This is a genomic window from Dyadobacter sp. CY343 (genome assembly GCF_021390335.1).
GTDB lineage: Bacteria > Bacteroidota > Bacteroidia > Cytophagales > Spirosomataceae > Dyadobacter.
This window is the reverse complement of sequence record NZ_JAJUXK010000003.1, coordinates 473,255-498,265: the sequence shown is the minus strand read 5'-3', so window position 1 is coordinate 498,265 and position 25,011 is coordinate 473,255. Positions and strand designations below refer to the sequence as shown.

At 45.8% G+C, this 25,011-nt stretch carries 22 protein-coding genes; 10 read left to right on the top strand and 12 right to left on the bottom strand.

The window, feature by feature from the left end; translation table 11 throughout:
- Positions 1–20: 20 nt before the first annotated feature.
- The 6 genes from LZG94_RS10350 to LZG94_RS10325 all read right to left on the bottom strand — a co-directional run bounded on the left by LZG94_RS10350 (position 21) and on the right by LZG94_RS10325 (position 5,687).
- Complete coding sequence (locus tag LZG94_RS10350; RefSeq protein WP_233791819.1) at positions 21–1,535, bottom strand: class I SAM-dependent DNA methyltransferase; 1,515 nt, start codon at positions 1,533–1,535, stop codon at positions 21–23.
- Between the two features lie 62 nt (positions 1,536–1,597).
- On the bottom strand, positions 1,598–2,290 hold the full coding sequence (locus LZG94_RS10345) for a hypothetical protein (RefSeq protein WP_233791818.1): 693 nt from the start codon (positions 2,288–2,290) through the stop codon (positions 1,598–1,600).
- Complete coding sequence (locus tag LZG94_RS10340) at positions 2,272–2,568, bottom strand: hypothetical protein (RefSeq protein ID WP_233791817.1); 297 nt, start codon at positions 2,566–2,568, stop codon at positions 2,272–2,274. Before LZG94_RS10340 ends, LZG94_RS10345 begins: the two co-directional genes overlap by 19 nt.
- Before the next feature lie 338 nt (positions 2,569–2,906).
- Positions 2,907–3,929 carry a hypothetical protein gene (locus tag LZG94_RS10335; RefSeq protein WP_233791816.1) on the bottom strand — a complete coding sequence of 341 codons (1,023 nt, stop codon included), beginning with the start codon at positions 3,927–3,929 and terminating at the stop codon, positions 2,907–2,909.
- A 49-nt stretch (positions 3,930–3,978) separates the two neighbouring features.
- On the bottom strand, positions 3,979–4,992 hold the full coding sequence (locus LZG94_RS10330; protein ID WP_233791815.1) for a hypothetical protein: 1,014 nt from the start codon (positions 4,990–4,992) through the stop codon (positions 3,979–3,981).
- A gap of 17 nt (positions 4,993–5,009) precedes the next feature.
- Complete coding sequence (locus LZG94_RS10325) at positions 5,010–5,687, bottom strand: hypothetical protein (RefSeq protein ID WP_233791814.1); 678 nt, start codon at positions 5,685–5,687, stop codon at positions 5,010–5,012.
- Positions 5,688–5,879: 192 nt separating this feature from the next.
- Here LZG94_RS10325 and LZG94_RS10320 point away from each other — a divergent pair, with 192 nt between their 5' ends.
- Positions 5,880–6,800, top strand: a complete 921-nt coding sequence (locus LZG94_RS10320; protein ID WP_233791813.1) for a sugar phosphate isomerase/epimerase — start codon at positions 5,880–5,882, stop codon at positions 6,798–6,800.
- Between the two features lie 30 nt (positions 6,801–6,830).
- On the opposite strand, the gene LZG94_RS10315 is transcribed toward LZG94_RS10320, so the two are convergent.
- Together LZG94_RS10315 and LZG94_RS10310 are read right to left on the bottom strand one after the other, a co-directional pair.
- Positions 6,831–7,838, bottom strand: a complete 1,008-nt coding sequence (locus LZG94_RS10315; protein ID WP_233791812.1) for an alpha/beta fold hydrolase — start codon at positions 7,836–7,838, stop codon at positions 6,831–6,833.
- A gap of 73 nt (positions 7,839–7,911) precedes the next feature.
- Positions 7,912–9,075 carry an MFS transporter gene (locus LZG94_RS10310; RefSeq protein WP_233791811.1) on the bottom strand — a complete coding sequence of 388 codons (1,164 nt, stop codon included), beginning with the start codon at positions 9,073–9,075 and terminating at the stop codon, positions 7,912–7,914.
- 305 nt (positions 9,076–9,380) lie between these two features.
- Here LZG94_RS10310 and LZG94_RS10305 point away from each other — a divergent pair, with 305 nt between their 5' ends.
- The 3 genes from LZG94_RS10305 to LZG94_RS10295 all read left to right on the top strand — a co-directional run bounded on the left by LZG94_RS10305 (position 9,381) and on the right by LZG94_RS10295 (position 12,326).
- Positions 9,381–10,886: a serine hydrolase gene (locus LZG94_RS10305; protein ID WP_233791810.1), complete on the top strand. Its 1,506-nt coding sequence runs from the start codon at positions 9,381–9,383 to the stop codon at positions 10,884–10,886.
- 75 nt (positions 10,887–10,961) lie between these two features.
- Positions 10,962–11,606 carry a hypothetical protein gene (locus LZG94_RS10300; RefSeq protein WP_233791809.1) on the top strand — a complete coding sequence of 215 codons (645 nt, stop codon included), beginning with the start codon at positions 10,962–10,964 and terminating at the stop codon, positions 11,604–11,606.
- Positions 11,607–11,717: 111 nt separating this feature from the next.
- Complete coding sequence (locus LZG94_RS10295; RefSeq protein ID WP_215233302.1) at positions 11,718–12,326, top strand: DUF6134 family protein; 609 nt, start codon at positions 11,718–11,720, stop codon at positions 12,324–12,326.
- A 141-nt stretch (positions 12,327–12,467) separates the two neighbouring features.
- Here the strand turns inward: LZG94_RS10295 and LZG94_RS10290 are convergent, their stop codons facing one another.
- The 3 genes from LZG94_RS10290 to LZG94_RS10280 all read right to left on the bottom strand — a co-directional run bounded on the left by LZG94_RS10290 (position 12,468) and on the right by LZG94_RS10280 (position 14,681).
- Complete coding sequence (locus LZG94_RS10290; protein WP_233791808.1) at positions 12,468–12,887, bottom strand: hypothetical protein; 420 nt, start codon at positions 12,885–12,887, stop codon at positions 12,468–12,470.
- Between the two features lie 328 nt (positions 12,888–13,215).
- The gene (locus tag LZG94_RS10285) at positions 13,216–14,097 is read right to left on the bottom strand and encodes a bestrophin family protein (protein ID WP_233791807.1); all 882 of its coding nucleotides are present in this window, start codon (positions 14,095–14,097) and stop codon (positions 13,216–13,218) included.
- Complete coding sequence (locus LZG94_RS10280; RefSeq protein ID WP_215233299.1) at positions 14,094–14,681, bottom strand: 3'-5' exonuclease; 588 nt, start codon at positions 14,679–14,681, stop codon at positions 14,094–14,096. Before LZG94_RS10280 ends, LZG94_RS10285 begins: the two co-directional genes overlap by 4 nt.
- A 122-nt stretch (positions 14,682–14,803) precedes the next feature.
- On the opposite strand from LZG94_RS10280, the gene nspC reads away from it, so the two are divergent.
- On the top strand, positions 14,804–15,961 hold the full coding sequence (nspC, locus tag LZG94_RS10275; RefSeq protein WP_233791806.1) for a carboxynorspermidine decarboxylase: 1,158 nt from the start codon (positions 14,804–14,806) through the stop codon (positions 15,959–15,961).
- A 115-nt stretch (positions 15,962–16,076) separates the two neighbouring features.
- Here the strand turns inward: nspC and LZG94_RS10270 are convergent, their stop codons facing one another.
- Positions 16,077–16,970, bottom strand: a complete 894-nt coding sequence (locus tag LZG94_RS10270) for a PIG-L deacetylase family protein (RefSeq protein ID WP_233791805.1) — start codon at positions 16,968–16,970, stop codon at positions 16,077–16,079.
- Between the two features lie 287 nt (positions 16,971–17,257).
- Between LZG94_RS10270 and LZG94_RS10265 the strand changes: the two genes are divergently transcribed.
- From LZG94_RS10265 to LZG94_RS10245, 5 genes are all read left to right on the top strand, one after another.
- Positions 17,258–18,922: a CTP synthase gene (locus LZG94_RS10265; protein WP_233791804.1), complete on the top strand. Its 1,665-nt coding sequence runs from the start codon at positions 17,258–17,260 to the stop codon at positions 18,920–18,922.
- 78 nt (positions 18,923–19,000) lie between these two features.
- Positions 19,001–20,824 (top strand): membrane protein insertase YidC, encoded by a 1,824-nt coding sequence (yidC, locus tag LZG94_RS10260; RefSeq protein WP_233791803.1) that lies wholly within the window; start codon positions 19,001–19,003, stop codon positions 20,822–20,824.
- A 120-nt stretch (positions 20,825–20,944) separates the two neighbouring features.
- A complete protein-coding gene (locus LZG94_RS10255; protein WP_233791802.1) occupies positions 20,945–22,663 on the top strand; it encodes an ABC transporter substrate-binding protein in 1,719 nt (572 codons plus the stop codon).
- A gap of 15 nt (positions 22,664–22,678) precedes the next feature.
- Positions 22,679–23,977 (top strand): glutamate-1-semialdehyde 2,1-aminomutase, encoded by a 1,299-nt coding sequence (gene hemL / locus LZG94_RS10250; protein WP_233791801.1) that lies wholly within the window; start codon positions 22,679–22,681, stop codon positions 23,975–23,977.
- A 19-nt stretch (positions 23,978–23,996) separates the two neighbouring features.
- A complete protein-coding gene (locus LZG94_RS10245; RefSeq protein WP_233791800.1) occupies positions 23,997–25,007 on the top strand; it encodes a glycosyltransferase family 2 protein in 1,011 nt (336 codons plus the stop codon).
- The last annotated feature ends 4 nt before the right edge of the window (positions 25,008–25,011 follow it).

The following is a 25,011-nucleotide window of genomic DNA, read 5'->3' as shown; positions in this document are numbered from 1 at the left end:
AATTGTGCGTTCGCATTGACTTAGGAAAGCGGCTTGTCTGTGATCAGCTGCGGAGTTGCTTCGGGCATACTGGTTATAATATAATTTTCGATCACTTTCTTGTTATAACCCTTATAGCCTCCCTGAAAATCCCGACCGGCGACAGAGATGAAATCTGCCATTCTTGCCGAGTTGAGCTGCTCCAGAAGCGCCGAGGTATCACCATCATATTTGATAAAATAACCGGAATACACCGTCACTTCCGGGTTTTCATACAACACGAAATTCGGCTCCCGGTTCATCGGTGAAAAGATGATTTTTTTACCAAAAGAACTATCCAGCCCCTGCGACCGCCCGAATGCGTACCACGCGACAGGATTAGCCTTCCCATTATCACGACGATCGAGCGCCGGTTTTACTTTAAGAAAATACGAATATGTTTTCGGATACCTGCATTCCAGCTCATTTTCCGGGATTATCTGGTGCTTTCCAGCCTCATTTTTCTGGTATGGAAAAAGGATATATTCGGTCACCGGATCTGTCGAAGATTTAAGTTTGGAACCCTTTATGACCGGTTTCAGCAGCTCAGTTTCCAGATAAACGAGATCACCGTTTTTATTTTTAGCAAAGCTGGTCCCGTCGGTTTCTTCCAGAATATGGAAGAGATAATACTTGTCGGCAAGCGTTGTGATGCCAACTGAAATCCTGCAAATATCTCCCAATTTCCTCCCTTCAATCATTTGTGATTCGGGGACCGAAAGCTTCCAGGGGCTGCTCAGCTCCGTAAAATAAAAGTCTCTCGACTGGCAGTTGAATTGCTTATCAATGCATTGTTCAAATGTAAAATGTGGCTCCTTTTTGTTTCCAAAAACCGTGACAGCAGAGTAGGTGGAAGCATTTTCAAATACCGGAATTTTACCGTAATTGGTAATGTGTCTGAGATTTTGATTTTGCTCGAAATAGGAGCGGAGTAGTTTTCCCGTTTCAGAAATGAAGAAGGAATTGGGTGTTATAAATCCGCAAACGCCATTTTTAGTCAATAAAACACTGGCGAGCTCAAAAAATGCCACGTAAGCGTCGGTAGAACCCGACCGGCAAAATGTGTATTCCTGACGAATGAATAGCCGCTGTTTCTCGGGTAAATGCTGGATCCGGATATAGGGCGGATTTCCAACTATCAGGTCATATTTGGTCGCATTGTTCCGCTGAAAGAGCGCGTCGCATTTACGCAATTTCCACTTCACGGTCAGTCCAAGCGGCGCCACAAGCTGATCCAGGTTTGCGCGGCACTTCGCGATAGCCAGCGGGTCAATATCCCAGCCATGCACATTTTGAAGTATCCCCGGCAATTGCCCGGAAGGAACATTTTTGATCAAAAATTCAACGACCGGAACCAGAAAACGCCCGTCACCGCAAGCGGGATCGAGTATTTTTTTGTTGGAAAAGTCGGTATCGTAAAAACCGGAGAGGCGCAGGATTTTTTCGACTAGATGAAGCGGCGTATAAATTTGCCCAAGTAGCTTTTTCTTTTCGTAAGAGCGTGTTTGTGATGCCATTCTGCGATAGTAGCCCGGTTTTCAATGCGTGAAAGCACAACCTGCAACTGCCGCTAAAATAGTCATTTCAGCTCGCAAATGCGAAAGCCCGCCCGCTTTCTGAGTGAATCTGTCAATACCGGCGGCGCAATGTCTTTGAAATCGATTTCGTAAGTGCTTTCATGGAAAGTGAATGTGCTTCCGTCTGTTCTTGTCCGCCGCGTGCCCGACTTGTACAGTTGTCCGATTGAGCCACTTTCAAGCGCGAATTTGTCGATAAAACCTAGTAATGAGGCGATTGTTCCGTCCGTGTCGGACTGGTGGAAAGAGATGCAAAAGTAATGCGTGGTCTTAGATCCTTTTTTATGCAGCTGCGAGGCGGGAATATTCAAAACATAATCGCCCGCCAATGTGCCCGACTTGCGTTTCATGGATTTAATATCGACGGAAAAGTTTTCACTTTCAGATTGGATCAAAAAATCCTGTCCCCAATCCTGTCCGTCGGTTGCGCCGAAAGATTTGGTGGGTCTGGGAAGGTGGTAGCAATCCGCAAATACGATCTCGCCGAGCGTTCCCGTAAATCGCAGCATCCTCGTGCTCGCCAGCGTACCAGGCGATCCGACGCCCGGCGCACCGGCGCCCGGCGCACCGTCCCAGATATTCGACACATGATGGTGACGCAAAGAATATTCCACCAATTCCCGCGCTTCCAGCCTCTGCTCGTCGCCCACGGAGATTTGAATATATGTACCGGATTTCAAAACAGTTTGCTCCATGCAAATCTAATAGCAAGCAAAGTGAGTACAAAACCTATTAAAATAACAGAAAATGGGACGTAAGTCCATGCTACTAAGTTGATTCGGTCCATAAACCACATCACCCCGATCAATGCGGTAATGAGAGTCAGGAAACCGGAAATCTTGCCAAAACCAGGAATTAGTGAGAAAGGTATCTTGCTTTTAATAAGCATCAACGTCAAAGCAAGTGAAATGACCGGAAGAAATTGCAAAACGATATTAGCCTGCCAGATGCTCTGCCTTTCGAAGAGAAACAAATAGATATTTAATGTAACTGCAAAAATACCAGGAATGCAAGTCGCATAAACAAGGACTGCATAAATGTAACTCTACAATTTAACATCCCGACTTCCATGCGCAACCTCTCCAATACCCCACGCAAGAACAGGAAGTATACAAAAGTAAATAGCCGCCGGCCAGGGATTAGCGGAAATGTAGGCGAATAGTTGTGATAGTGTCATGGGAAGGGGGAGGAAAGGGAGGAAGGGGAGGAAAGGGAGCAAGGGAGGAAGGGAGGAAGGAGGAAGGGGAGAAAGGAGGAAGGGAGAACAAACACTTCCTCCCTTTCCTCCCTCCTCCCTTTCCTCCCTTCAAATTACAACCCCAATAAAAACCCGATCGTGAAATTCGCGTCCCAGTCGAATACGAACTGGTCGCAGCCGGTGGCGTCTTTTACTGCTTTGTAGATGTTGACGCCGGCTTTGGATTTGGCGTTTGTCAGTTTTGAATAGGCTAGTGGCTCGCTCAGCGTTGTGAAGCGCTCTTTGCCTTTCCGTACTTCCTTAGCCATTTCGAAGGGTACGCCGCCGATGATGAAGCAGGTTTTACGCTTGTCTGCAGGGACTTGCTTGGCTTTCGACGATACTTCTTCGTATACTTTCGAATCGTCTGAGCCTTCCTGATAATACTTCGCGCCGTAAGATTCCAGGGCCGACACTTTGGTGCCTTCCATCCACGACATTTTTGTATTTCCAGAACCAATATCCACTACAAAAGCCTTGTTCGCATATTCAGCCGGCAAAACTGATCTCAATGCAAGCTGACCTTCCTGCTCGGCCGTAACCTGGTTCACCACGTATCCGATCGACTTCAAAACTTTGGTAATCTTTTGTGTAACATCAGCCTTCGCAGCTCCTGAACTTACTACAAAGTGAATATCCTTGCTGCTAACCCCGAAATCGAGCATGCCGCCGATATACTTTTTTAGACCGATGCGAATATCCTCGTCGGTGGCCATATTCTCTGTCACAAGGCTATTCCCAAACTCCGACTTTTCAAGCGCCCAGCGTTTTTGATCGTCTACTTTGATAATAAATGAGTTGAAACCGCTAGCACCGAGTTCTACAACTCCTTTCAATTTCCCATCGACCGGGGCTGGCGGGGTATAAGTGAATGCAGAGTTGTCAGAAGTCGTGGCTTCCGAATTCTCAGGTGTATTTTCGGAAGGTGCTGCCTCCGTTTCACTTGCATTGGATGCCTCGGTTTCCGGGTTCTGCGCCCGGTCTTCGGCCATTTGGTTCAGCGCTTTTTCGCCTCCAAAGTATTTATACCCTACAAATAATGCTCCTATAATAAGTGCCGTGATAATCAGGCGGCCTGCGACAGTAAGTCTTTTCATTGTTTTGTGCGGTAAATTGAACGATGTTAAATAAGTGAACGAAAATAGTTTAGTCTAAAAGTCCTTTATAGCTGGAATCCTTGGGCGCTTCCAGAGGTCGGGTTGTCTGAGGCTGCGCGTCAAGCTGGATGAATTTGAACTGGCCGGAGTTGTAAGCTTCCAGCATCGCCTGACCTTTGTCGGAAAGCAACCCGTTCTGCACGTCCACGCCATTGATAAAGTCAAGCGACAAATCCATCGCGCGTTTCATTTCACCCAGTTTCTGGCTCATATCATCCTGGATATATTCCATCGACTCGTCGAAATAGAACTTTTTGTCAGGGTTACCTTTGAAAATGCTGACTGCTGTACGCAATGCATTAGAGCTTTCCTTCACAATTCTGTACTCAGCCTCTTTCAATTTAACCTTGATCTCGGTTTCCTTGATAATGTAATCAGCACTTTTGTTCACTTTTTCCATGAATTCCAGCACCGTTTTCATATTACGCTGCAAGGGGAAAAGCTTCTCATTCATTTCCTGCAATCCAGCGCCTTCAATCGTTGCCAGTGAAGCAGTTTCTTTCATTCCGGGCCTGTCAAGCATGGTACTGGCTTTGTTAGCCTCCGCGAATTTCTGTTTGATCTGCTCGTTATTCTGATTGATATTCTTGTTCAGCTTCACAAGCTGACCCGCCAGCGTATTGATCTGGCCCTGCATTTTCTCTCTTTTCTCTTTCAGATCGTCGATATAGATCTTCATAATGGCAATAGGATCGAGCTTGATAACAAGTCCCGTTATCTTACGCATTAATGTTTTGAAAAGAAAAAATACGGCTGTGCGCACATCCCTGCTGGTAAAAAGGAATATAACGAGCGCCAAAATCGCCAGCAAAAAGCCGAGATACAAAGTGTTTTGCGTCACTTCTATCAGGAAACCGGCGATTTTGTTCCAATAGTATAATGCAGCGGCACCGAGTCCGCCAAGGAAAAGGAGCGAAGCAATGCCCTCCGGCTTACTCCAGTACGACCGCTTGGAAATGTCTTCCTGCGATCCGCCTATCTGTGAGAAATCTGGTGTTGCCATTTGTATAATAAGTCAGGTTATTTGAGATATTGGTTTATTTTATTCAAGTCGGATTTAATTTGTTCAACAAAGCTCACGTGAGTTGCCTCAAAACTGTCTTTGTTCGCATTGATTTTCGCGCTCTGCTCGGTTACCTCTCCGGAAATCTGTCCAAGCCTGTTTTTATTGTCCTCTATTTTCTTTTGTAAATTGAGGATCTGCTGTGAAATGGCGGTATTTGACTCTTCCAACTTTTTCTGTTCCTCCTGCAATGCACCAACTCTGTCTTTGATCGCTTTTTCTACATCTTTTAAAAACGAAGACCGGTCTTTGTCAAGGATATTCAGGTACTGATCTGCGGAAGACTTCAAAATAGCCGGCTCTTTCGGGCCGCCCATTGCCTTAAAACTCGCCCAGGCCGCCTGGAACTGTTTTTCTTCTCCCAGCCCAAGCCCTTCCATGCTTTGGAGTGCCTGCTTGTATTCGAAATAATCGGGTCCGGGCAGATTGGCCTTTTCAAGAAGGCTCACAAAGTGATCGACAAATTTTCTGTCGATCTGCATCGTCCCGGCTACATTAGACACTGTCGGCGCCGGTTGTGGCTCCGGCTGGCCAACCGCAGGTTTAGTGACCGCAGCAGTTTTAGCTGGTTCTTCGCTCTCTTTGATAAAAAAGCTGAGTATTTTCTTTCCTATACCCGGTTCAGAGTCTGCCATAAGTGTATAAAGTGTTAGAATTCATTGGTTTTACCAGGTCAATATTACTAAAAAGAAAAGGATTTAAGGTGTGGGGATAGTTACCAGTGGTGCCCTGAATTGATGAAGCCTCGGAATTTTTGGATGGGATTGTGATGTAAATCTTGAACCGGGCTGCTTTTTTACTGAAGTTTACCTCAAAAACTCTGTATTATGCTCCAATTAGGTTTTAATAGCGCGATTTTAGCCGATTTCGGATTTGAACATGTTGTTCAGTTTGCTTCAAATCACGGGTTTTCCTGCGTCGAAATGATGTGCTGGCCGAGCGACAATGCGGACAGCAGGCGGTATGCGGGCGTGACACACATAGATGTACTGGATCTCACGCCAGCTAGGGTGTCGCAGATCAGACATACGTTAAAGGAGGCAAACGTTTTTATCTCCGCACTGGGTTACTATCCCAATCCCCTGGACCCGGACCCAAACCGTTCCGAATACTTTATTGAACACATAAAGGAAGTGATCAGGGGAGCTGCGAAGCTGGGCATACCTGTGGTTACCACCTTCATCGGCCGCGATCCGTCAAAAAGTATCAAGGATAACTTGGCCCGCTTTGCGGACGTTTGGCCTGCCATTGTGAAGGTAGCAGAAGAAAATAATATTAAGATCGCAATCGAGAACTGTCCGATGTTCTTTACTGATGATGAATGGCCGGGCGGAAAAAACCTCGCGATCAGTCCTGCGGTGTGGGACAGGATGTTCGAGATCATTCCCAGCCCGACATTGGGACTGAACTACGATCCGTCGCACATGATCTGGCAGATGATGGATGAAACTTATCCAATTTACAATTATCAATCACGATTGCATCATGTGCATTTGAAGGATGCGAAAGTTTACAAAAATAAATTAGATCGCGTTGGTATTATGGCAAACCCGCTTGAATACCATTCTCCCAAACTGCCGGGGCTTGGTGATGTAAATTGGAGAGCATTTTTCGCTGCATTAACTGATGTTCGCTATCGCGGGCCGGTTGTGATCGAAGTGGAAGACAAAGCTTATGAACGCAGTATCAAGGATGTACAAAGTGCAATTCTGACCAGCCGAAATTACGTGAGACAATTCTTTGGCTGATTTACATTCATAATAAATGTTTGTCTGTGATTAAGGTTTGTCAATGAATTTCATCAGAGGTTGAATAAACCTGTCAAAGTTTTCAATATGAGGTGAGTGGCCGATATCGTTTAATTCGGCTAGCTCACTTTGTTTTATCAAAGCTTTCGTCTGCCGGCCTAGTGCAGGATAATTTCCCAGTGTCTTTTTGACATCCTCAGAAGCCAGGTTTTTGCCAACTGCACTACGGTCACGCTGACCGATGATCAGCAGCGTAGGAACCTTGATCTGGTTAAACTCGTAGCAAACCGGCTGGGAATAGATCATATCATAAGTAAGGGCCGAGTTCCAGGCGATACGCGGATAATCCTTGTTAAGTGTCCAGCCAGCGAGCAGATTGACCCATTTATCATAGGCAGGCTTCCATTTTCCGTCGTAGTAACTGTTGAGCTGGTAGTTTTTAATGCTGTTAAAATCGGCTTTCAATTCGCTCATGTACCATTTGTCAATGGATTGATAAGGCACTTTCACCTTGTAATCTTCCAGTCCGAGCGGATTTTCCAGTACCAGTTTCTCTACCAGTTCCGGGTACATTAATGTAAATCTCGTAGCTAACATTCCGCCCATTGAATGGCCCAAAACGGTCGTTTTAGTTACATTCAGCTTGTCAAGTATCCGCTTTGTGCCAGCAGCGAGTTCCTGGAAAGAGTATTGGAAATGCAGCGGTTTGGTTGATTTTCCGAAACCAATCTGATCAGGAATGATAACCTGGTAACCTTTTTCCGATAGTGCTTTGGCTGTTTGCTCCCAGTAAGCTCCGTTGAAATTTTTCCCGTGCAGCAGCATAATGCTTTTTCCATTGCTTTTCGAAGGCTTGACAACCATATATGCCATTTTTAGTTTCTCAGCCTGCGAATCGAATTCAATGAAGGATACCGGAAAGGGATATTCATAGTTTTCGAGGTTCATATCAAGACTCCGGAGTGTGTCTTTCTGGGCGGTGGCAGCCTGGCTGAATAGGGCAAAAGCAGCGACGAAAAGCAGGGATTTGATTTTCATTGAAGTATATTAAAATGGAAAAAGGGATACCGAACCGATATCCCTTTCACTGAAAATTTTATACCAACCGAACCTAGCTGATTAATTTGGCTTTGGTCGACAAATAGGCTGTCATAGAAGCAAGTACGCCAACGATCGCAAAAGACCAGCGAAGGTCCGCAAATTGTGCTACGATACCGATCAACGGAGGGCCGATCAGGAAGCCGATGAAACTAATGGAAGAAACCGCCGCAAGCGCCATTCCCGGCGACATGGTTGTAGATTTTCCCGCTGCGCTATACACCAAAGGAACCACGGATGAAACTCCAAAACCGACCAACAGGAAACCGAAAGTAGCTGGAACCAGGAAAGGGAAAAGCACCGAAATAGCCAGTCCTGCACCCATTAACATACCGCTGATCTGCAACATTTTTCTTCTTCCGAGTTTGTTAGCAAGCCAGTCTCCGGCAAAACGGCCGCCGGTCATTGTGCCCATAAACGCTACATAACCCAGTGTGGTCATGGAAGCCGGCACGTGTACTGCCTCCTGGAAATATACGCCGCTCCAATCGAACATCGCGCCTTCGCATACCATCGCACAAAATCCAATGAGTCCCAGAGTAAGCAGGTCGCGGTCGGGCTTTACAAATAGCGGCTGAGCTTGCCCTTCGTTTTTGTCACTTTCTGGCATCGTGTGTTTATACGCCATTAAAATGATCGCAAATGCAGCGATCGCAATGAAAATGAAATGAATATGCGGAGGAATATTTACCGAAATAAATAGGGAGCCGATCATCGCGCTCACGAATCCGGCAAGGCTCCAAAGTCCGTGGAAGGATGCCATAATAGATTTTCCCCAAAGCTGCTCCACTGCAACTGCCTGCGTATTAATAGCAATATTGGTGAGGTTACCCCATAGTCCGAATGCGAATAAAACGATAACCAGCTGCTCTGTGCGACTTACAAAACCAATAAATGCGAGTGTCGTCGCGTATAGGACAGCGCCGATCAATACCATTTTGCGGCTTCCGTAATGTGTTACCATCCAGCCGGAAATGGGCAAACTTGCCATTAAACCGATCGGTAATGCGAGCAATACGGTACCCAGGCCACCTTCTGTCAGGTGAAGCATATTTTTGATATCAGGAATGCGGCTGGCCCAGGCTGCAAAACTTAATCCCTGAACAAAGAAAAAGGCTGCCACCGCAAGGCGCAGGTATTTTCTGGAATCGGAGGGGGCGAATATTGATAAATTCATGACTTGCTTTTTGTTCTTTTCGGAGTGTGAAGTTGTGTACTTTTAAATTGCCTGCTATATAATTATTTCAAGTATTCTGTGAGGGTCCAAATGATCTAAAATTGCACTGTACCAATTCGATACTTTTTAATCACTGCAAAATTAACGTATATGCAACAATTTAGATTCAGTATGATGGTATTATTTAAATAATATTAAAAAGTAACTGTTGTACAAAAGAAAGATTTAGTGATTTACCTTTAAATTGTTGCAGTCCGCCTGCTGATTTCTTAAATTGGCCATTCTACCAAACTCTCCGGCGGCTTATGAAAAGGTGCATTTTTACCTCTTTATTTATCATATTACTATTGACAGGAAAAATCCAGGCACAACCCGATCGGATCGCTAGGATCAAGGCGACTATGCCTGTGATCGAGCAACTGTACCGAAATCAGGCTGCCAAACATCACTTACCTGGGCTGGCATTTGGTGTAGTAGTGGACGGACAGCTGGTAATGGCTGGTGGCCAGGGATTTACCGAGATCGCGACTAAAACGAAAGCGTCTGAAAAATCGCTGTTTCGCATTGCCTCGATGTCCAAAAGTGTAACGGCAATGGGCATACTGGCGCTGCGGAAGGAAAGTAAACTGAAACTCGATGACCCGGCCTACCTCTATATTCCCGAACTGAAAGATATGCCGGCGACCACCACCGACTCGCCCCCGATCACGATCAGGCACTTACTGACACACGCGGCGGGGTTTCCGGAAGACAACCCCTGGGGCGACCGGCAGCTCAATGATAAGGATGAAGACCTGATCGCGCTGATCAAAAGCGGCATTTCGTTTTCCAATGCGCCTGGTATTTCTTATGAATACAGCAATCTGGGATTCGCTTTGCTCGGCCGGATTATCAGTGTGGTTTCGGGAAAACCTTATCAGCAATATATTGATGAAAAGATATTTAAGCCACTGGGCATGAGCAGTACGATTTGGGAATACACAAAATCTCCCAAAAACCTGCTCGCGCACGGATACCGTTATGAAGATGATGTGTGGAAGGAAGAAGAGCTTTTGCACGACGGCGCTTACGGCGCAATGGGAGGGCTGATCACTTCGATTGAGGATTTCAGTAAATATGTTGCCTTCCATTTGTCTGCCTGGCCTGCAAGCTCAGGCCCGGAGAAGGGCCCGGTTTCCCGGAGCGATGTGCGTGAAATGCAAATGCCGTGGAGTTTCAGCGGTTTGGTAGCAGACTATAAATATCCCAGCGGCCGGCCCTATGCGCTCACGTCGGGTTATGGTTATGGGCTGCGGTGGAGCCGGGATTGTGAAGGAAGGACGGGAGTGGGGCACACGGGCGGTTTACCCGGCTTCGGTAGCCAGTGGCAGATCTTGCCTCAGTACGGGATCGGGATCATTGCACATGCCAATCGTACTTATGCAGGTTTGTCCTCGGTTAATACCGCTGTGTTGGATACGATTATTAAGTTAGCTGGCTTGAAGCCGCTTCCATTGCCCGTTTCGGCTATATTAAAACAACGGAAAGAACAGATTACCAAGCTTCTGCCTGATTGGAAAAATGCCGAGCAGAGCGGGATTTTTGCAGAGAATTTCTTTCCTGATCATTCTTTGCCGCACCGTAAGAAAGCGCTGGACGTACTGCTCGCCAAAGTAGGCGCAATCAAAGAAACTTCCGAAATGCGCGCTGAAAATCAGTTGAGGGGCACATTTTTGCTGAAAGGGGAGAAAGGGGATATTGAAGTATATTTTACGCTTACTCCCGAAAATCCGGCGCTGATCCAGTACCTCGACTTTTCATTAAAGGAATAAAATCAAATGAAAATTTAAAAAAGGAATAGGGGGGACGTTTTTTTCGATTGTCTGGTAATAAAACATCCAGCAATTATGAAAAAGCGACTACTACTATTTACACTTCTGCTATCTGCCGCGGCAATGAATGTTGTGCAGGCGCAGGCAAATGAGACGATCTTTCGGAATACGGGAATCCGCAAATCGGGGGGATATGCCGCATTATCGAGCAAGTTTACCAAGATCAACGGGAGCTATGCGAATATGTCGGAGCTTTATGGTGGCTGGTTTATAAACCGCCGGCTGATGATCGGGGTGGAAGGTGCAGCTACAACCAATTTCATTCCTGTCCCGCTTGCGAACCAGACTTACCCGGGCAATAAAATGACCTATATGTATGGCCAGTTTGGTTTAATGACTGAATATGTGGTTGCTTCTACCAAAAAGGTACACTTCAATGTAAACCTGCTCACCGGCTCCGGATTTACATTGCAATATGATCGACGCGAGTTCGACGATTGGGATTTTGATGATTGGGACGAATATGACGACGATGAAAACGCGAACTTCTTCTTTGTTATGGAACCTGGGGTGCAAGTTGAATTTAACCTTTTGAAATGGATGCGTTTCAGCCCGGGTGTATCGTACAGGCAGACTTTTAATGCGAAGGGAAATGGGCTCAGTGACAAAGATCTCAGTAATATCTCCTACAACCTGACCCTGAAATTCGGTTTCTTTTAATGCAATAGGCAAAGTAAGGTCGACCTGATTTATTCATCGGCAAGCAATAGGAACAAAATTTATACAGTTATATATAAGTTGCATGCAATTTCAGGTCTAAATCACAGAGGGATGAAAGTTTTGAGTATTACGGTTTTCGGGATTTTGTTCCTTTCAGGATTGTCAGCAAAGGCGCAGAATGTATATGATGTGATCGTGGCAGGAAGAACGATCGGCTCTTTGAAGGTTTTTGATGATAAGGGAATTGATAACAAGGAAACGCACCGGATCGAATCTGATTTCAAGGTGATGTTCTACAAAGGTAAATATGCGACGCAGACCGATTACGTGCAGGGTAAGCTGGTTTCCGCTACTTGTTCGCACCATGTGAATGGCGATCTGAAAGAGAAAACGCTCACCAAAAGCAGCACTAAATCGCTTTATGAGATTATGTTTTCGGGAGAAGATGCAGAGGATAAACCTAAAATGGTGTTCAACTCGCCGATCAGCAGCACGATCACCGGACTTTACTATAAAGAGCCTGTTAACGTGAGCGAAGTTTATTCAGAGCGTTACGGCAAAATGTGCAGCGTTAAAAAGCTGTCTGACGGAAAATACGGCGTCTCGCTGCCCGACGGGAAACAGGGAATTTATTCCTATAAAAATGGGCTTTGTCAGGAAGTAAAAACGGATCTTGCAGGCTTTAAGTTGCGCATTGTCCTGAATGAGAAAAGATTATAATATCAGAAGCTAACTATATTTCGAAGCTAATAGGCACAAAAAATCCAGCTGGGTATCCGGCTGGATTTTTTGTGGGCTAAGAAATAGGTTTCTAGTAAATGCCGGTCCCAAAGGACCGGCTCGCGAGTCCGGATATTGCGGCTAATCCGTCGTCGGATACACTGAATCTTTTGATTGGTCCACGTAATCCGCCACCTGATCGGCATTGCGGTTATTTTCCGTATTCAAATTTGGAGTTTTGTAGTTACGTGGGGACAAAAGCGGATTAATCTCAATTCCCTCTACTTTGTAATCCCTAACTACCACCAGCGTCGCGGGCCTTGGCGCGTACTTGGGTGTAGTGCTCATGTATTTTCCACGTTGGAATTTACCGTTTCGCTCAACTGTGTTGATTGTTGCAACCTGTACTTTGGGTTGCTTGGTCTTGGCCTGCGCTGCCTTGTTGGGATGTTTGTAATTATGAACCGAAACGCCCGGATCAACGATAGATTGGGCATTGGATTCGACTGTAAATATGGCGGTCGCAGCCAGGGCGGCGATTATTAATTTATATTTTTTCATTTTACAAATACATTTAAAGGGTAACTATTAATACCTCGTTTTAAGAGATACTTCTAATATAGTACCGTTTAATGATGTTTGTAAATGCCTCTAATAGTATCAAAAATGCAGTATTTCAAAATCCAGCATTCAAAATTCGTCGATTTTTATCGGATTATTGAAAATTTTTAAAAAGCTCGTTTTGATCAAACCTTTGATTTAAGATAAAAATTGAAATTTGAGAAAAACGGGTGTTAATCGCGCGTTTCAGTTTTTTTGAAAAAAAGTTAAATTTTAACAAGTTTCTAACAAACTTCTAATAAGTTACTGACAGCTTTGTGGAAATCTGTCACGAGAGCAGTGCCTTTGCGGAAGTTTTGACACTATTACAAATGCGCTCGATCGGCAGGTCATTGCTATCTACGCCGAAAGGATCTTCAATCTCCTCTGCTATCACTTCCAAACTCGCAAGAATGTAAAAGACGAACATCACGAAAGGAATAACAAGAAAATGCAGACTAAATGCGTAGCCGATTGGCAGCGTAAGGCAGTAAGTGAAAATGAACTTTTTAATAAAAGAACTGTAAGACAGTGGAATAGGCGTATTCCTGATCCGCTCGCAGGCGCCGCAGATATCGGTGAAAGATTCGAGCTGCGTATTCAGTAATATCGTATGCTCCGGCAATATGATACCCGCCCGCTGTAATTCGATCACCTTATGAAACATCGCTGAGGCAATCTGATTGGGAATATGCTCGTCCGCTTTGAGGTCGGATCTTGTAAAAAAGGCTGTGTCTTCAAACTCCTCGATAATGAATTGATTGCGGAGGTGGTTTTTTAATGAAAAAGCATAGTTCGTGATCATTTTTTCGAAAAACGCCCTTTCATCTTTCATTTGCCTGTCGAGCAGACCATTCATTTTCAATGCAAGGTTCCGACTATCATTCAATAAGGAACCCCACTTTTTTCGTCCTTCCCACCACCGATCGTAGGCGGTATTGGTTCGGAAAACCAGTAACATGGAAATCACAAAGCCGAGCAGGGAATGCATCAACGAGATATTTTTCAGATCATTATTCTCGCCGAGTCTGAAATGGATCAGGAGGAGATAAGCGACGATGGCGGAATAAACACCGATCGTCAGAATCAGCGGAGTCAGCTTGCGAACAGTATCCGCTTTCTGGAAATAGAAGATATAGCGAAACCACTCCTTGGGATTGTAATCGATCATATAAACTTAACTCGGTCGATGAGTTTGAAAAATTCTTTAAAGCATTTCGCCGTGAGCCGCGCATCTTCCAGGGCATTGTGGGTATCTTCTTCCCGTTCAAAACCAAAATATCCTGCCACCGAACCCAGGCTCAGCGAGCGCGGGACGGTCTTTCCATTTTTTTCCATGATCTGAAAGAAGAGATAGGAGACAGTGTGGAGGTCCAACATTTTGTTAGAGAACGACCACTTCATTTTTTCGTTCCTGTACGCAAACCTCAGGAAGTTGATATCGTTGATCACGCTTTGCCCGCAAATGATCACATTGGATAATCCCGGCTTACCCGCATTCATTTTCTTGATCCACTTTTCAAATTCCGGCAGCACATCATAAATCATCGGGGCATCTGCAAGATCGGAGAGGGAAAGCCCGTGTACTTCCTCCGATTTTACCGAAAAAGCCTCCTCATTTTCAGGATATACGTTTTGAAGGTAAGTCCCGCGGGCGTTCCAGTTGTCGTCGAAGAACTCGGCTCCGATCTGGATGATTTCGTTCCAACCGGGCTCAGGGCCGGTCATTTCAATATCAAGTACGAGAAAAGACATAGTATTGAGGAGAGCTTAATATTAAATTGATTGCGGTCGCGGAAACTCAAACCTGTTAATTTGCGTACAAAATTATGTAAACATTACATTTTACCGGTTTCGATACCTCATTCATTTACAAAATGCCAATAGATTATCAACAAATACCTTCGCCGTGCTTTGTCCTGGAAGAAGAATTGCTGCGAAAAAACCTTGAACTGATCGATTCTGTGCAGAAAGCGGCGGGCTGCAAGATCATTCTCGCACTCAAAGGATTTTCGATGTACAGCGCATTTCCGATCGTAAAGGAATATCTGAGCGGCGCTACGGCAAGTTCGCTGAACGAGGTAAAGCTGATCAACGATTTCATGGGCGTGCAGTCGCATACCTATATGCCGGCTTACCTGGATAGCGAGTTTTCGGAGATCCTGGAACGCAGCAGCCACATTACATTCAACTCGCTAAGCCAGTGGGAACGGTTTAAGGATAGGGTAGAGGCATTTAAAAGTGCGAATCCTGAACATTCACTTTCCTGCGGCATCCGCGTAAATCCGCAGTATTCAGAAGTGGCTACCGAAATGTATAATCCGTGCGTACCAGGCTCCCGGCTGGGCGTGACGCGTGATAAGCTGCCTGATATTTTACCAGAGGGAGTCGATGGAATTCACTTTCATACATTATGCGAGAACGGATCCGATACTTTGGAGCGAACACTGGCCGCTTTGGAAGAAAAGTTTGGTGATTTGCTGCATCAAGCGAAGTGGCTGAACATGGGCGGCGGGCATTTGGTGACTAGAAAAGGGTACGATATTGAGAAGCTAATCAAGTTAGTTAGTAATATCAGAGCTAAATATGACCTGGAAGTTATTCTCGAACCGGGTTCAGCAATAGCCTGGCGGACCGGAGTTTTGGTTACAACGGTACTTGATGTAATGGACAGCCAGGGTATCGATGTAGCGATACTGGATACGTCGTTCGCAGCGCACATGCCCGACACTTTGGAGATGCCCTACAAGCCAGCAATTATTAATGCGCACCAGGAACCGGTGGCAGGTAAACCTACCTATCGAATGGGCGGTATGACTTGTCTGGCCGGCGACTTTATGGGAGATTACTCATTCGATGCGCTGCTGGCTATTGGAGATAAAATTATATTTGAGGACATGATCCACTACACCATGGTCAAAACGACAACATTTAACGGCGTTAATTTACCTTCCATTGGTTTATGGAATTCTAAGGGAGAATTTAAGTTGATTCGAAGCTTTGGTTATGAGAGTTTCAAGGATAGGCTATCGTAGTGAACCTCGTACTCGAGCAGATATTTGAATGAAAATGTAAAGTCCCGTTTCGGAAAATCATGCAATTTTGATTTTCCGAAACGGGACTTTTTCTATTGCGTCCATTTATAATTTCTTATCTCGGAAGCATTGGAAACAAGCGTTTAATTTCGGCTTCGTCCGGCTGCTTACCGTATTCACAAATTTCAAAGACTTCGACATATTTAATATCTTTTGCCTTCTGTGCACCGTACCATTTTTCGAGTGAAACTTTGATTTCAGGGTTCACCGCCGACCGTTTTTCCATCGCATTAAGCAGCCATTTTTTCCGCTCCACTACATCTTTTGGAACGTTAGCAAGATCCTGATTTGTCCAGGGCAGCCACTCATAAAATTGGGAAACATGCGCATCAAGTCCCTCTACCTTTTTAGCAAGAATATTGGTGATATCAATAGCAATATCCGGGCGAAATGGATTTGGTCTTTGAAACCTGTCACGGAAATAGAGGAAAACCGGGTTCTTGGTCAATGGAGGCACACTGCTAAGGATATTTGGCACGATTACCAAATAAGCTGCATCCTGAACAACCACACCGGTATTGCGGTGATCAGGATGATAATCGTTCGTGCGCGGCGCAATCACCACATCTGCATTCCATTCGCGGATCTTGCGGATCACAGCTAGTCTGTTTTCCAGCGTCGGCATCAGTTCCCCGTCGTGGTTGTCCAGTACGTCGTAAGAAATGCCCAGGCGCTTCGCAACTTCTTTTGTTTCGGCCAGCCGCCTTCTCGCGAGCTCGCCGCCGCCGATATCCTGGTGCCCGGCGTCTCCATTCGTGAGCGAAACAAATTTGACTTTGTGGCCCATAGATGAATAAATGGAAGCAATACCTCCTGCCCCGAGGTCACAGTCGTCGGGGTGGGCGCCGAAGACGATAATGTTAAGCGGCGTTTGACTGTCAGTCGCATTCTGAGCGAATGTGAAGGGACCAGCGAGGAGCAAGGCGGCGAGTAATATCTTTTTTTTCATAATAAATTAGTGAAAGGTTTGAGGAAAATGGCCGGAAATGCAGATCCGGAAGTTTTTCAATTTAGTTTATAAAGACTCATTTTGAAGTCTGTTTTGAAAAAATTATAAACGAGAGTGCGCCTCCGTTCAGCTATCGCTATGTCGAAGTAAAATATTTATATTTCGTAACCCATCAGACTGACAAACGATTAGTCCCTGCCGTCCAACTAATTAACTACCTCCACTAAGATTCTTCCCGTAATCGTGTATCTTTGTATCCCGTAATCATAGAAAAACAGCAACGTCTTATGGCTGCTAAAGCACAAAAGACCGCGAAGTACATTTTCGTTACGGGCGGTGTTACATCTTCACTAGGCAAAGGAATAATTGCCTCTTCATTAGCAAAATTACTGCAAGCCCGCGGGCTCTCAGTCACGATCCAAAAGTTCGATCCTTATCTCAATATTGATCCCGGAACTATGAATCCCTACGAACACGGTGAGTGTTACGTAACGGACGATGGTGCCGAAACTGACCTCGATCTGGGCCATTATGAGCGTTTCTTGAACGTTCGTACTTCCCAGGCCAATAATGTCACGACCGGACGTGTTTACCACAACGTAATCACAGCCGAGCGCCGTGGCGATTTTCTGGGTAAAACCGTTCAGGTTGTTCCGCACATTACCGACGAGCTCAAGCGCAATATGATGCTGCTCGGCCAAACCGGCGATTACGATATCGTAATTACTGAGATTGGTGGCTGCGTCGGAGATATTGAGTCACTTCCATTCCTGGAAGCAGTGCGTCAGGTAAAGTTTGAAATGAACGAGCACGACACGCTGGTGATCCATCTTACCCTCATTCCATACCTCAATTCGGCCGGCGAGCTGAAAACGAAACCTACCCAGCACTCGGTAAGAATGTTGCAGGAATCGGGTATTCAGCCGGACATTCTGGTTTGCCGCAGCGAACATCCGCTTCCTTACGATATCCGTAAAAAGATCGCATTGTTCTGTAACGTGCAGGTCAATTCGGTGATCGAGGCGATGGATGCGGATACCATTTATGCGGTTCCGCTATTAATGCTCAAAGAGCGCCTGGATCAGCGCGCGCTTTATATGTTGGATATTTATAATGATAAAGACGTGGATCTGGACTCCTGGAAAACGTTTTTGTCGAGACTGAAAAATCCGGTCGATTCGGTTCGTATCGGGTTGGTAGGTAAGTATGTCGAGCTGCACGATGCGTACAAGTCGATCGTGGAATCCTTTATTCACGCCGGTGCGACGAATGAATGCAAAGTACATATTGAGTGGATCCACTCCGAAAGTCTGTCTGCGGATAATATCGCTGAGAAACTGGAAAATCTGGACGGAGTATTGGTAGCACCGGGATTTGGTGAAAGGGGTATTGAGGGCAAAATCGCTGCGATCCAGTTCGTTCGGGAAAATAACATTCCATTCTTCGGGATTTGTCTGGGCATGCAAATGGCGGTAATTGAGTACGCCCGCAATGTGATCGGCTGGGAAGGTGCGCATTCGGTAGAAATGGACAATACCACCGACCACCCGGTGATCCACTTAATGGAAGATCAGAAAGATATTTCCAATAAAGGGGGAACAATGCGTTTGGGAGCTTATTCCTGCCGCATTAAGAAAGACACTCTTGCTTCCCGCATTTATGGTAAAACCAATATCAGCGAGCGCCATCGTCACCGGTATGAGTTCAATAGCAAATACCTGAAAGATTTTGAAGGCAATGGACTTATGGCGACGGGTATCAATCCCGAAAACGATTTGGTTGAAATGGTAGAGCTTCCAAGCCACCCATTTTATATAGGCGTACAATTCCACCCTGAGTTGAAAAGTACAGTAATGAACCCGCATCCGCTTTTTGTTCACTTTGTGAAGGCTGCGCTTTCTTACTCGCTTCAAAAAAGGTCTGTGGAAACGCTAAATCCGTCGATGAACTAGTCGGGAAATCCTTTAAAGGAAAATCTTATTACCTTTGCCGTCCCCTAGGGACGTGTCTTTTAACAATTTAAGTAAATAATGGATAAAAATTTTATCATCGGCTTAGTACTTATCATGCTAATGCTGATTGGCTACCAGATCCTGGTTCCGAAGACTGTGGAACCAACGCCTGTGGAGCAAACAACTACAACAAATACCCCCAGAGCGACAGCTACTCTATCGGCAGCGACAGATTCCAGTGAAATTGCATCCCAAATCAGTGATACCGTTGCCCGCGTAACCCCGCAGGACCTGGTAATTGAAACGCAGGATACACGTGTTGTTTTTACCAATAAAGGAGGTGTATTAAAGGAGGTATTGCTGAAAAAATATAAAACCTACGACCAGAAGCCGCTTTACCTGATCGCTGAAAACCACAACAAATTTCAGATCGATTTCCCTACACAAACCGGCGATGTAAGGCTGACAAATGCTTATTTTTCAACAGATTCGAAAGATCAGCAGTTGAGTGCGAAGGATTCGGCGGTGATTACTTACCGGACCAACCTGAAAAACAACCAGTTTGTAGAGCAAACTTATGTAGTACATGGTTCTGGTTATGTGATCGATTACAGCATTAAATCCAACGGAGCAGCGCTAGGCGATAAGTCGGCGATCATCAACTGGAAAAATGACCTGTTGCAGCTTGAAAATGATATGGCTAAGAACCGTGAAGTAGTGACTATCAACTACTACACGGACGAACTCCTAAGCCTGCCAACGAGCGCAACTTCACCGGAAGCCGACAAGACAGCTGACCCGGTAAAATGGTTTACAATCAAACACAAATACTTCCTTGCCGGACTTATTTCAGAAAAACATCCCTTCAATAATGTAGCACTTTCCGCGGATGTGAATCCAAATGATTCTGTGATCGTGAAAACGATGGGTGTTACTGCCGGAATACCAATGGCGGCTATTCAAAAAGGAGAGGCTAATTTTCAGTTTTTCCTTGGGCCAAATGATTATCACCTGGTAGACAAAGTGCAGGCAGAAAATTTTGATCAGAATGTTTATCTCGGATATGCATTTCTGAAACCGATCAACAAATTTTTCCTGGTTCCTTTATTTAATTTCCTCGAGAAATTTGTGAGCAATTATGGCTTGCTGATCATTCTGTTGGTATTATTTGTAAAAACACTGCTTACGCCGCTGACCTACAAATCGTACATCAGTATGGCGAAAATGAAGCTCCTCGCACCGGAACTGGAACAGATCAGAAACCAGAACCCCGACGATATGGCGAAGCAGCAGCAGGACCAGATGAAGCTTTACCAACAGGTAGGGGTAAGTCCGCTGAGTGGCTGTATTCCCGTACTCGCCACCATGCCGATCCTGTTCTCGCTTTTCTTCTTGTTCCCGAATTTGATAGAATTGAGGCAGCAATCGTTCCTGTGGGCACCCGATCTTTCGACCTATGATTCTTTCCTGAAACTCCCTTTTACAGTTCCTTTTGGTGTAGGAAATCACATTAGTCTTTTCACAGTGCTGATGACCGCTTCGAGTATCGGTTATGCATATTATAACAATCAGATCACTCCTACGCAGCCAGGCCCGGTGAATATGAAGGTGTTAGGATACATTATGCCGCTGATGTTCATGTTCGTACTGAACTCTTTCCCGGCTGGTTTGACATTCTACTACTTCGTTTCCAACATTGTTACCATCGCGCAGCAGTTGCTGATCAAACGTTTTGTAAATGAAGACAAGATCCGCGCGATCCTGGATGAAAACAGACGAAAAAACGCGAACGGCGAGAAGAAACAGACAAAATTCCAGAAGTATCTTGAGAAGTCTCTTCAAGCTGCGGACGAAGCGAAGAAAAAGCAAGCCGAACTAGAGAAACGCGCTAAAAAGAAATAAAAGCTTTTTTGAATCGTAATATATGGGCAATATTTCCAAAAGGGAATGTTGCCCGTTTTTTTCTCTTCATACAAGTTTCCTAACTTGTTCGCTCTCAACACCACCTGACCACTAATTCCGATGAGAATTTTGATATTATTGATTTTGGCGGCTCTTTTCACCTCACCACAATCAACCTTAGCGCAGGTAACCCCACAATCTGAGGGGGTTTACAGGTCTGCCGTCAACGATTACAAGCAGGGTAAATATGCGGCAGCAATGCAAAAGCTGGCACCGATCACCAAATCGACCGTTAAGGCATCTTATACTCCTTACGCACAATACTATTATGCATTATCGGCTTACCAGCAGAAACGGTATCGCGAAAGCCGGCAAATGCTCGTGCAGCTTCAAAGTAGCTACCCTGGCTGGAACAGGATCAATGATGTATATTACCTCTTAGGCGCGATCGGGCTGGAATCCGGACAGATTAACGAAGGTTTGGAGAGCTTACTTAAAATCAAGGACAGCTCTTTCGCGAAAGATGTACAGGGTTTGAAGCAGCATCATCTCGCAACTGTTGGCGACCTGCCTACGCTGGTTAGTCTGCAAAAACAATATCCAACTGACCGCGATCTTGCATTGATCCTGATTCAATTCATAGAAAAAGCCCCGTCTGCCTCCCAGATTGACAAATCGTACGCTGCTTCGCTTCAAAAGCAATTTAAATTCAGCAATAAAGAAAAAGTAGCGGCAGCCGCGGCCGAAACTCCCAAGCGCAGCGCGCCAAGAAGTGAAGGACAATGGACAAAGGGATACCTGGATGTGGCCGTTTTGCTGCCGTTCAGACTGGATGAATTTAGCAGCACGAGACGCAGATCGAATCAGTTTGCTTACGATTACTATCTTGGGCTCACGATGGCGAAAGAGCAACTGGCTACTGAGGGAATTCAGGTGAATTTGTGGGCTTATGATGTCAATAATGAAGCCGGACCGATGGAAAACATTGTGAGTAACAAGAATTTTCAGCAGTCAGATATTGTGATCGGGCCACTTTATGCTAATACATTTGATGTAACCGCCGACTATGTTTCGCAAAGCGGCACATTGATGGTGAATCCGCTTTCTACCGACGCTACCTTATTAAAATCAGCTTCGAACATTTATCTCGGACACCCATCGATCAATTACCAGACGCAGCAAGCTGCGCAATATATGAAAACGCAGTCCCCGGGACTTTCTGCCATTATTTATTACGGAAATACCTCCAAAGACTCTGCCATGGCGGCTTCCTATTCCAACGAGTGGAAGAGCAATGGCGGGCGGGTTACTGCAATGGTCAGGATCCAACCGGATCGCGAGTGGCTCGAAAATAACATTCCTTCATTCGAAACAGCAAAACCAGCACATATTGCATTGTTTTCATCCGATGGATCGTCGGGACCGAACCTGATCGAAGTGTTGAATAACCGCAAACTGACGGTAACCCCGGTAGTGGCGACTTCAACAAGCTTTAATCCACAACAGTCGAGGATTTCACGATACGGTTCCAGACTAGCTTTGATAGACCCGGATTATGTGGACCGTGAAAAGGAAAGTATCCGACAGTTTCAGCGGAATTATTGGAACAAAACCAGCACATTCCCGTCGGTATATTCGTACCTGGGCTACGACCAGCTCACGTTTTTTGCCAGAATGCTCAACCAGCACAAGGATAAGCTGGCGTCGGGTATCCAGGCTAAAAGGCATGGTGACAGCGAATATCTGCTGGCTGGATTCGATTACACCAAGTCCAACGAAAATCAGATTACACCCATTTTAAAATACAACGGGTCCAAGTGGGTTCCCGTCGACAGATAATTCAACGATTCGATAATGAATACTTCAACCAGTCAGGCACTTTTTGAAAAGGCGCAGCAATACATTCCCGGCGGCGTAAATTCTCCGGTAAGAGCATTTCGGGCAGTAGGAGGTACCCCGATTTTTATTAAGTCCGCAAAGGGACCGTACGTTTACGACGAGGATGGAAACGAATATATTGAACTGATCAATTCCTGGGGGCCGATGATCCTCGGACACGCGCACGAACTGATCCAAAAGGCAGTATCCGACGCGATTCAGCATTCTTTTTCATTTGGGGCGCCTACGCGGCGCGAGGTGGAAGTGGCAGAGCTCATCGTGGAAATGGTACCTTCCATAGAAAAGGTAAGGATGGTGAACTCGGGTACCGAGGCAACGATGTCGGCGATTCGTGTTGCACGCGGATTTACAGGAAGGGATAAGATCATTAAGTTTGAGGGCTGCTACCACGGCCACGGCGACAGTTTTCTGATCGCTGCCGGAAGCGGGGCTGCTACTTTTGGTACGCCGGATAGTCCGGGCGTGACCAAAGGCGTCGCAAATGATACGCTGACCGCGCCTTTCAACGATCTGGAAGCGGTAAGGCAGTTGATTGACTCCAATAAAAACAAAGTTGCCGCATTGATCCTGGAACCAGTTGTAGGGAATATGGGCTGCGTTTTGCCGGCTGAGGGATTTCTGGAAGGACTGCGGAAGATTTGTAATGAGGAAGGTATTGTATTGATTCTAGACGAAGTAATGACCGGTTTCCGTCTCGCGAAAGGCGGCGCACAGGAAAGGTTCGGCATTAAGCCCGACCTGACTACACTAGGGAAAATAATAGGCGGCGGCATGCCCGTGGGCGCTTATGGCGGTCGCGCTGATATTATGAACTGGGTGTCTCCGGCAGGACCTGTTTACCAGGCAGGAACGCTGTCGGGTAACCCGATCGCGACGGCGGCAGGCTTGACGATGCTGAACTATCTCAACGACCACCCCGGGGTTTACACGCAATTGGAAGAATCGGGTAAAAAGCTCGCAGACGGTTTTAGAGCTTCTTTACAGAAACTGAGCCTGAACTATACATTGAATCAGATCGGTTCGATGTATACCCTGTTTTTTACCAACCAGCAGGTAACAGATTTCCCTTCTGCGAAATCTTCGGATCTGGTTCTTTTTGGCAAATATTTCCACGCAATGCTCAATAAAGGCATTTACCTCGGACCTTCACAGTTTGAGAGTATGTTCCTCTCGACTGCATTGACAGACAAGCATTTGGATATGGTAATTCAGGCAAATGAGGAGTCTTTAAAAGAGGTATTAAACCTTCATTAACAACCATTCAATCGACAAAATGCGCTTCTATTCCTTCATAATTCCTGTTTACAATCGTCCCGACGAGTTGCAGGAATTATTGGAATGCCTCGCCCGCCAGACTTTGCAGCATTTTGAGGTTGTAGTCGTGGAAGACGGTTCAAAAGTGAAAGCTGATCAGGTAGTTGCGGCGTTTGCGGGGCGGCTCGATATCAAATATTTCTTCAAGGAAAATGGTGGTCAGGGTTTTGCAAGAAACCACGGTTTTGAGAGAGCTTCCGGCGATTATTTTATCCTGCTGGATTCCGACGCGCTCGTCGAACCCGACTATCTTGCTATCGTTGAAGACAAATTAAATACGGCTTACGTCGATATTTACGGCGGCCCCGACACTGATCACCCCTCATTTACACCGATCCAGAAAGCAATCAGTTACTCGATGACTTCCCTGTTTACAACCGGCGGAATCAGGGGAAAAAAGAACAATATGGGTGGCACATTCCATCCCAGAAGCTTCAATATGGGGCTTTCGAGACAGGTTTGGGAAAAAACCGGCGGGTTTCTGACCAGTAGAATGGGGGAGGATATCCTATTCAGTATCGCGGCGATCAGGCTGGGATTTAAGTCGGCTTTGATCCCGGAAGCATTCATTTACCACAAGCGAAGGACCAAATTTTTACCGTTTTTCCGCCAGCTTAAATTCTTCGGCCGCGCACGCATCAATATCGCGCGGTTTTATCCCGACGAACTAAAACTGGTTCACGCATTCCCGTTGCTTTTCACACTTGCGGTTTGCAGCATTCCAGTCTGGTTTTTAGTATTCAAACCTTTCTTCTACCTGGGAGCCGGCTTCCTGGTACTCTATATTCTGATCTTATTCGGTGACGCGCTGGCGAAAACCAAGCAACTCAATGTCGCTTTCCTGGCAGTTGCGGCCGCTTTTGTGCAGCTTTTTGGCTATGGTACCGGCTTTTTACAGGAAGGCTGGAAACGGATCTGGGAGAAAAAATCGCACCGCGAAACCGGGGCGGCTATCGAATATCCTTCCTGAATTC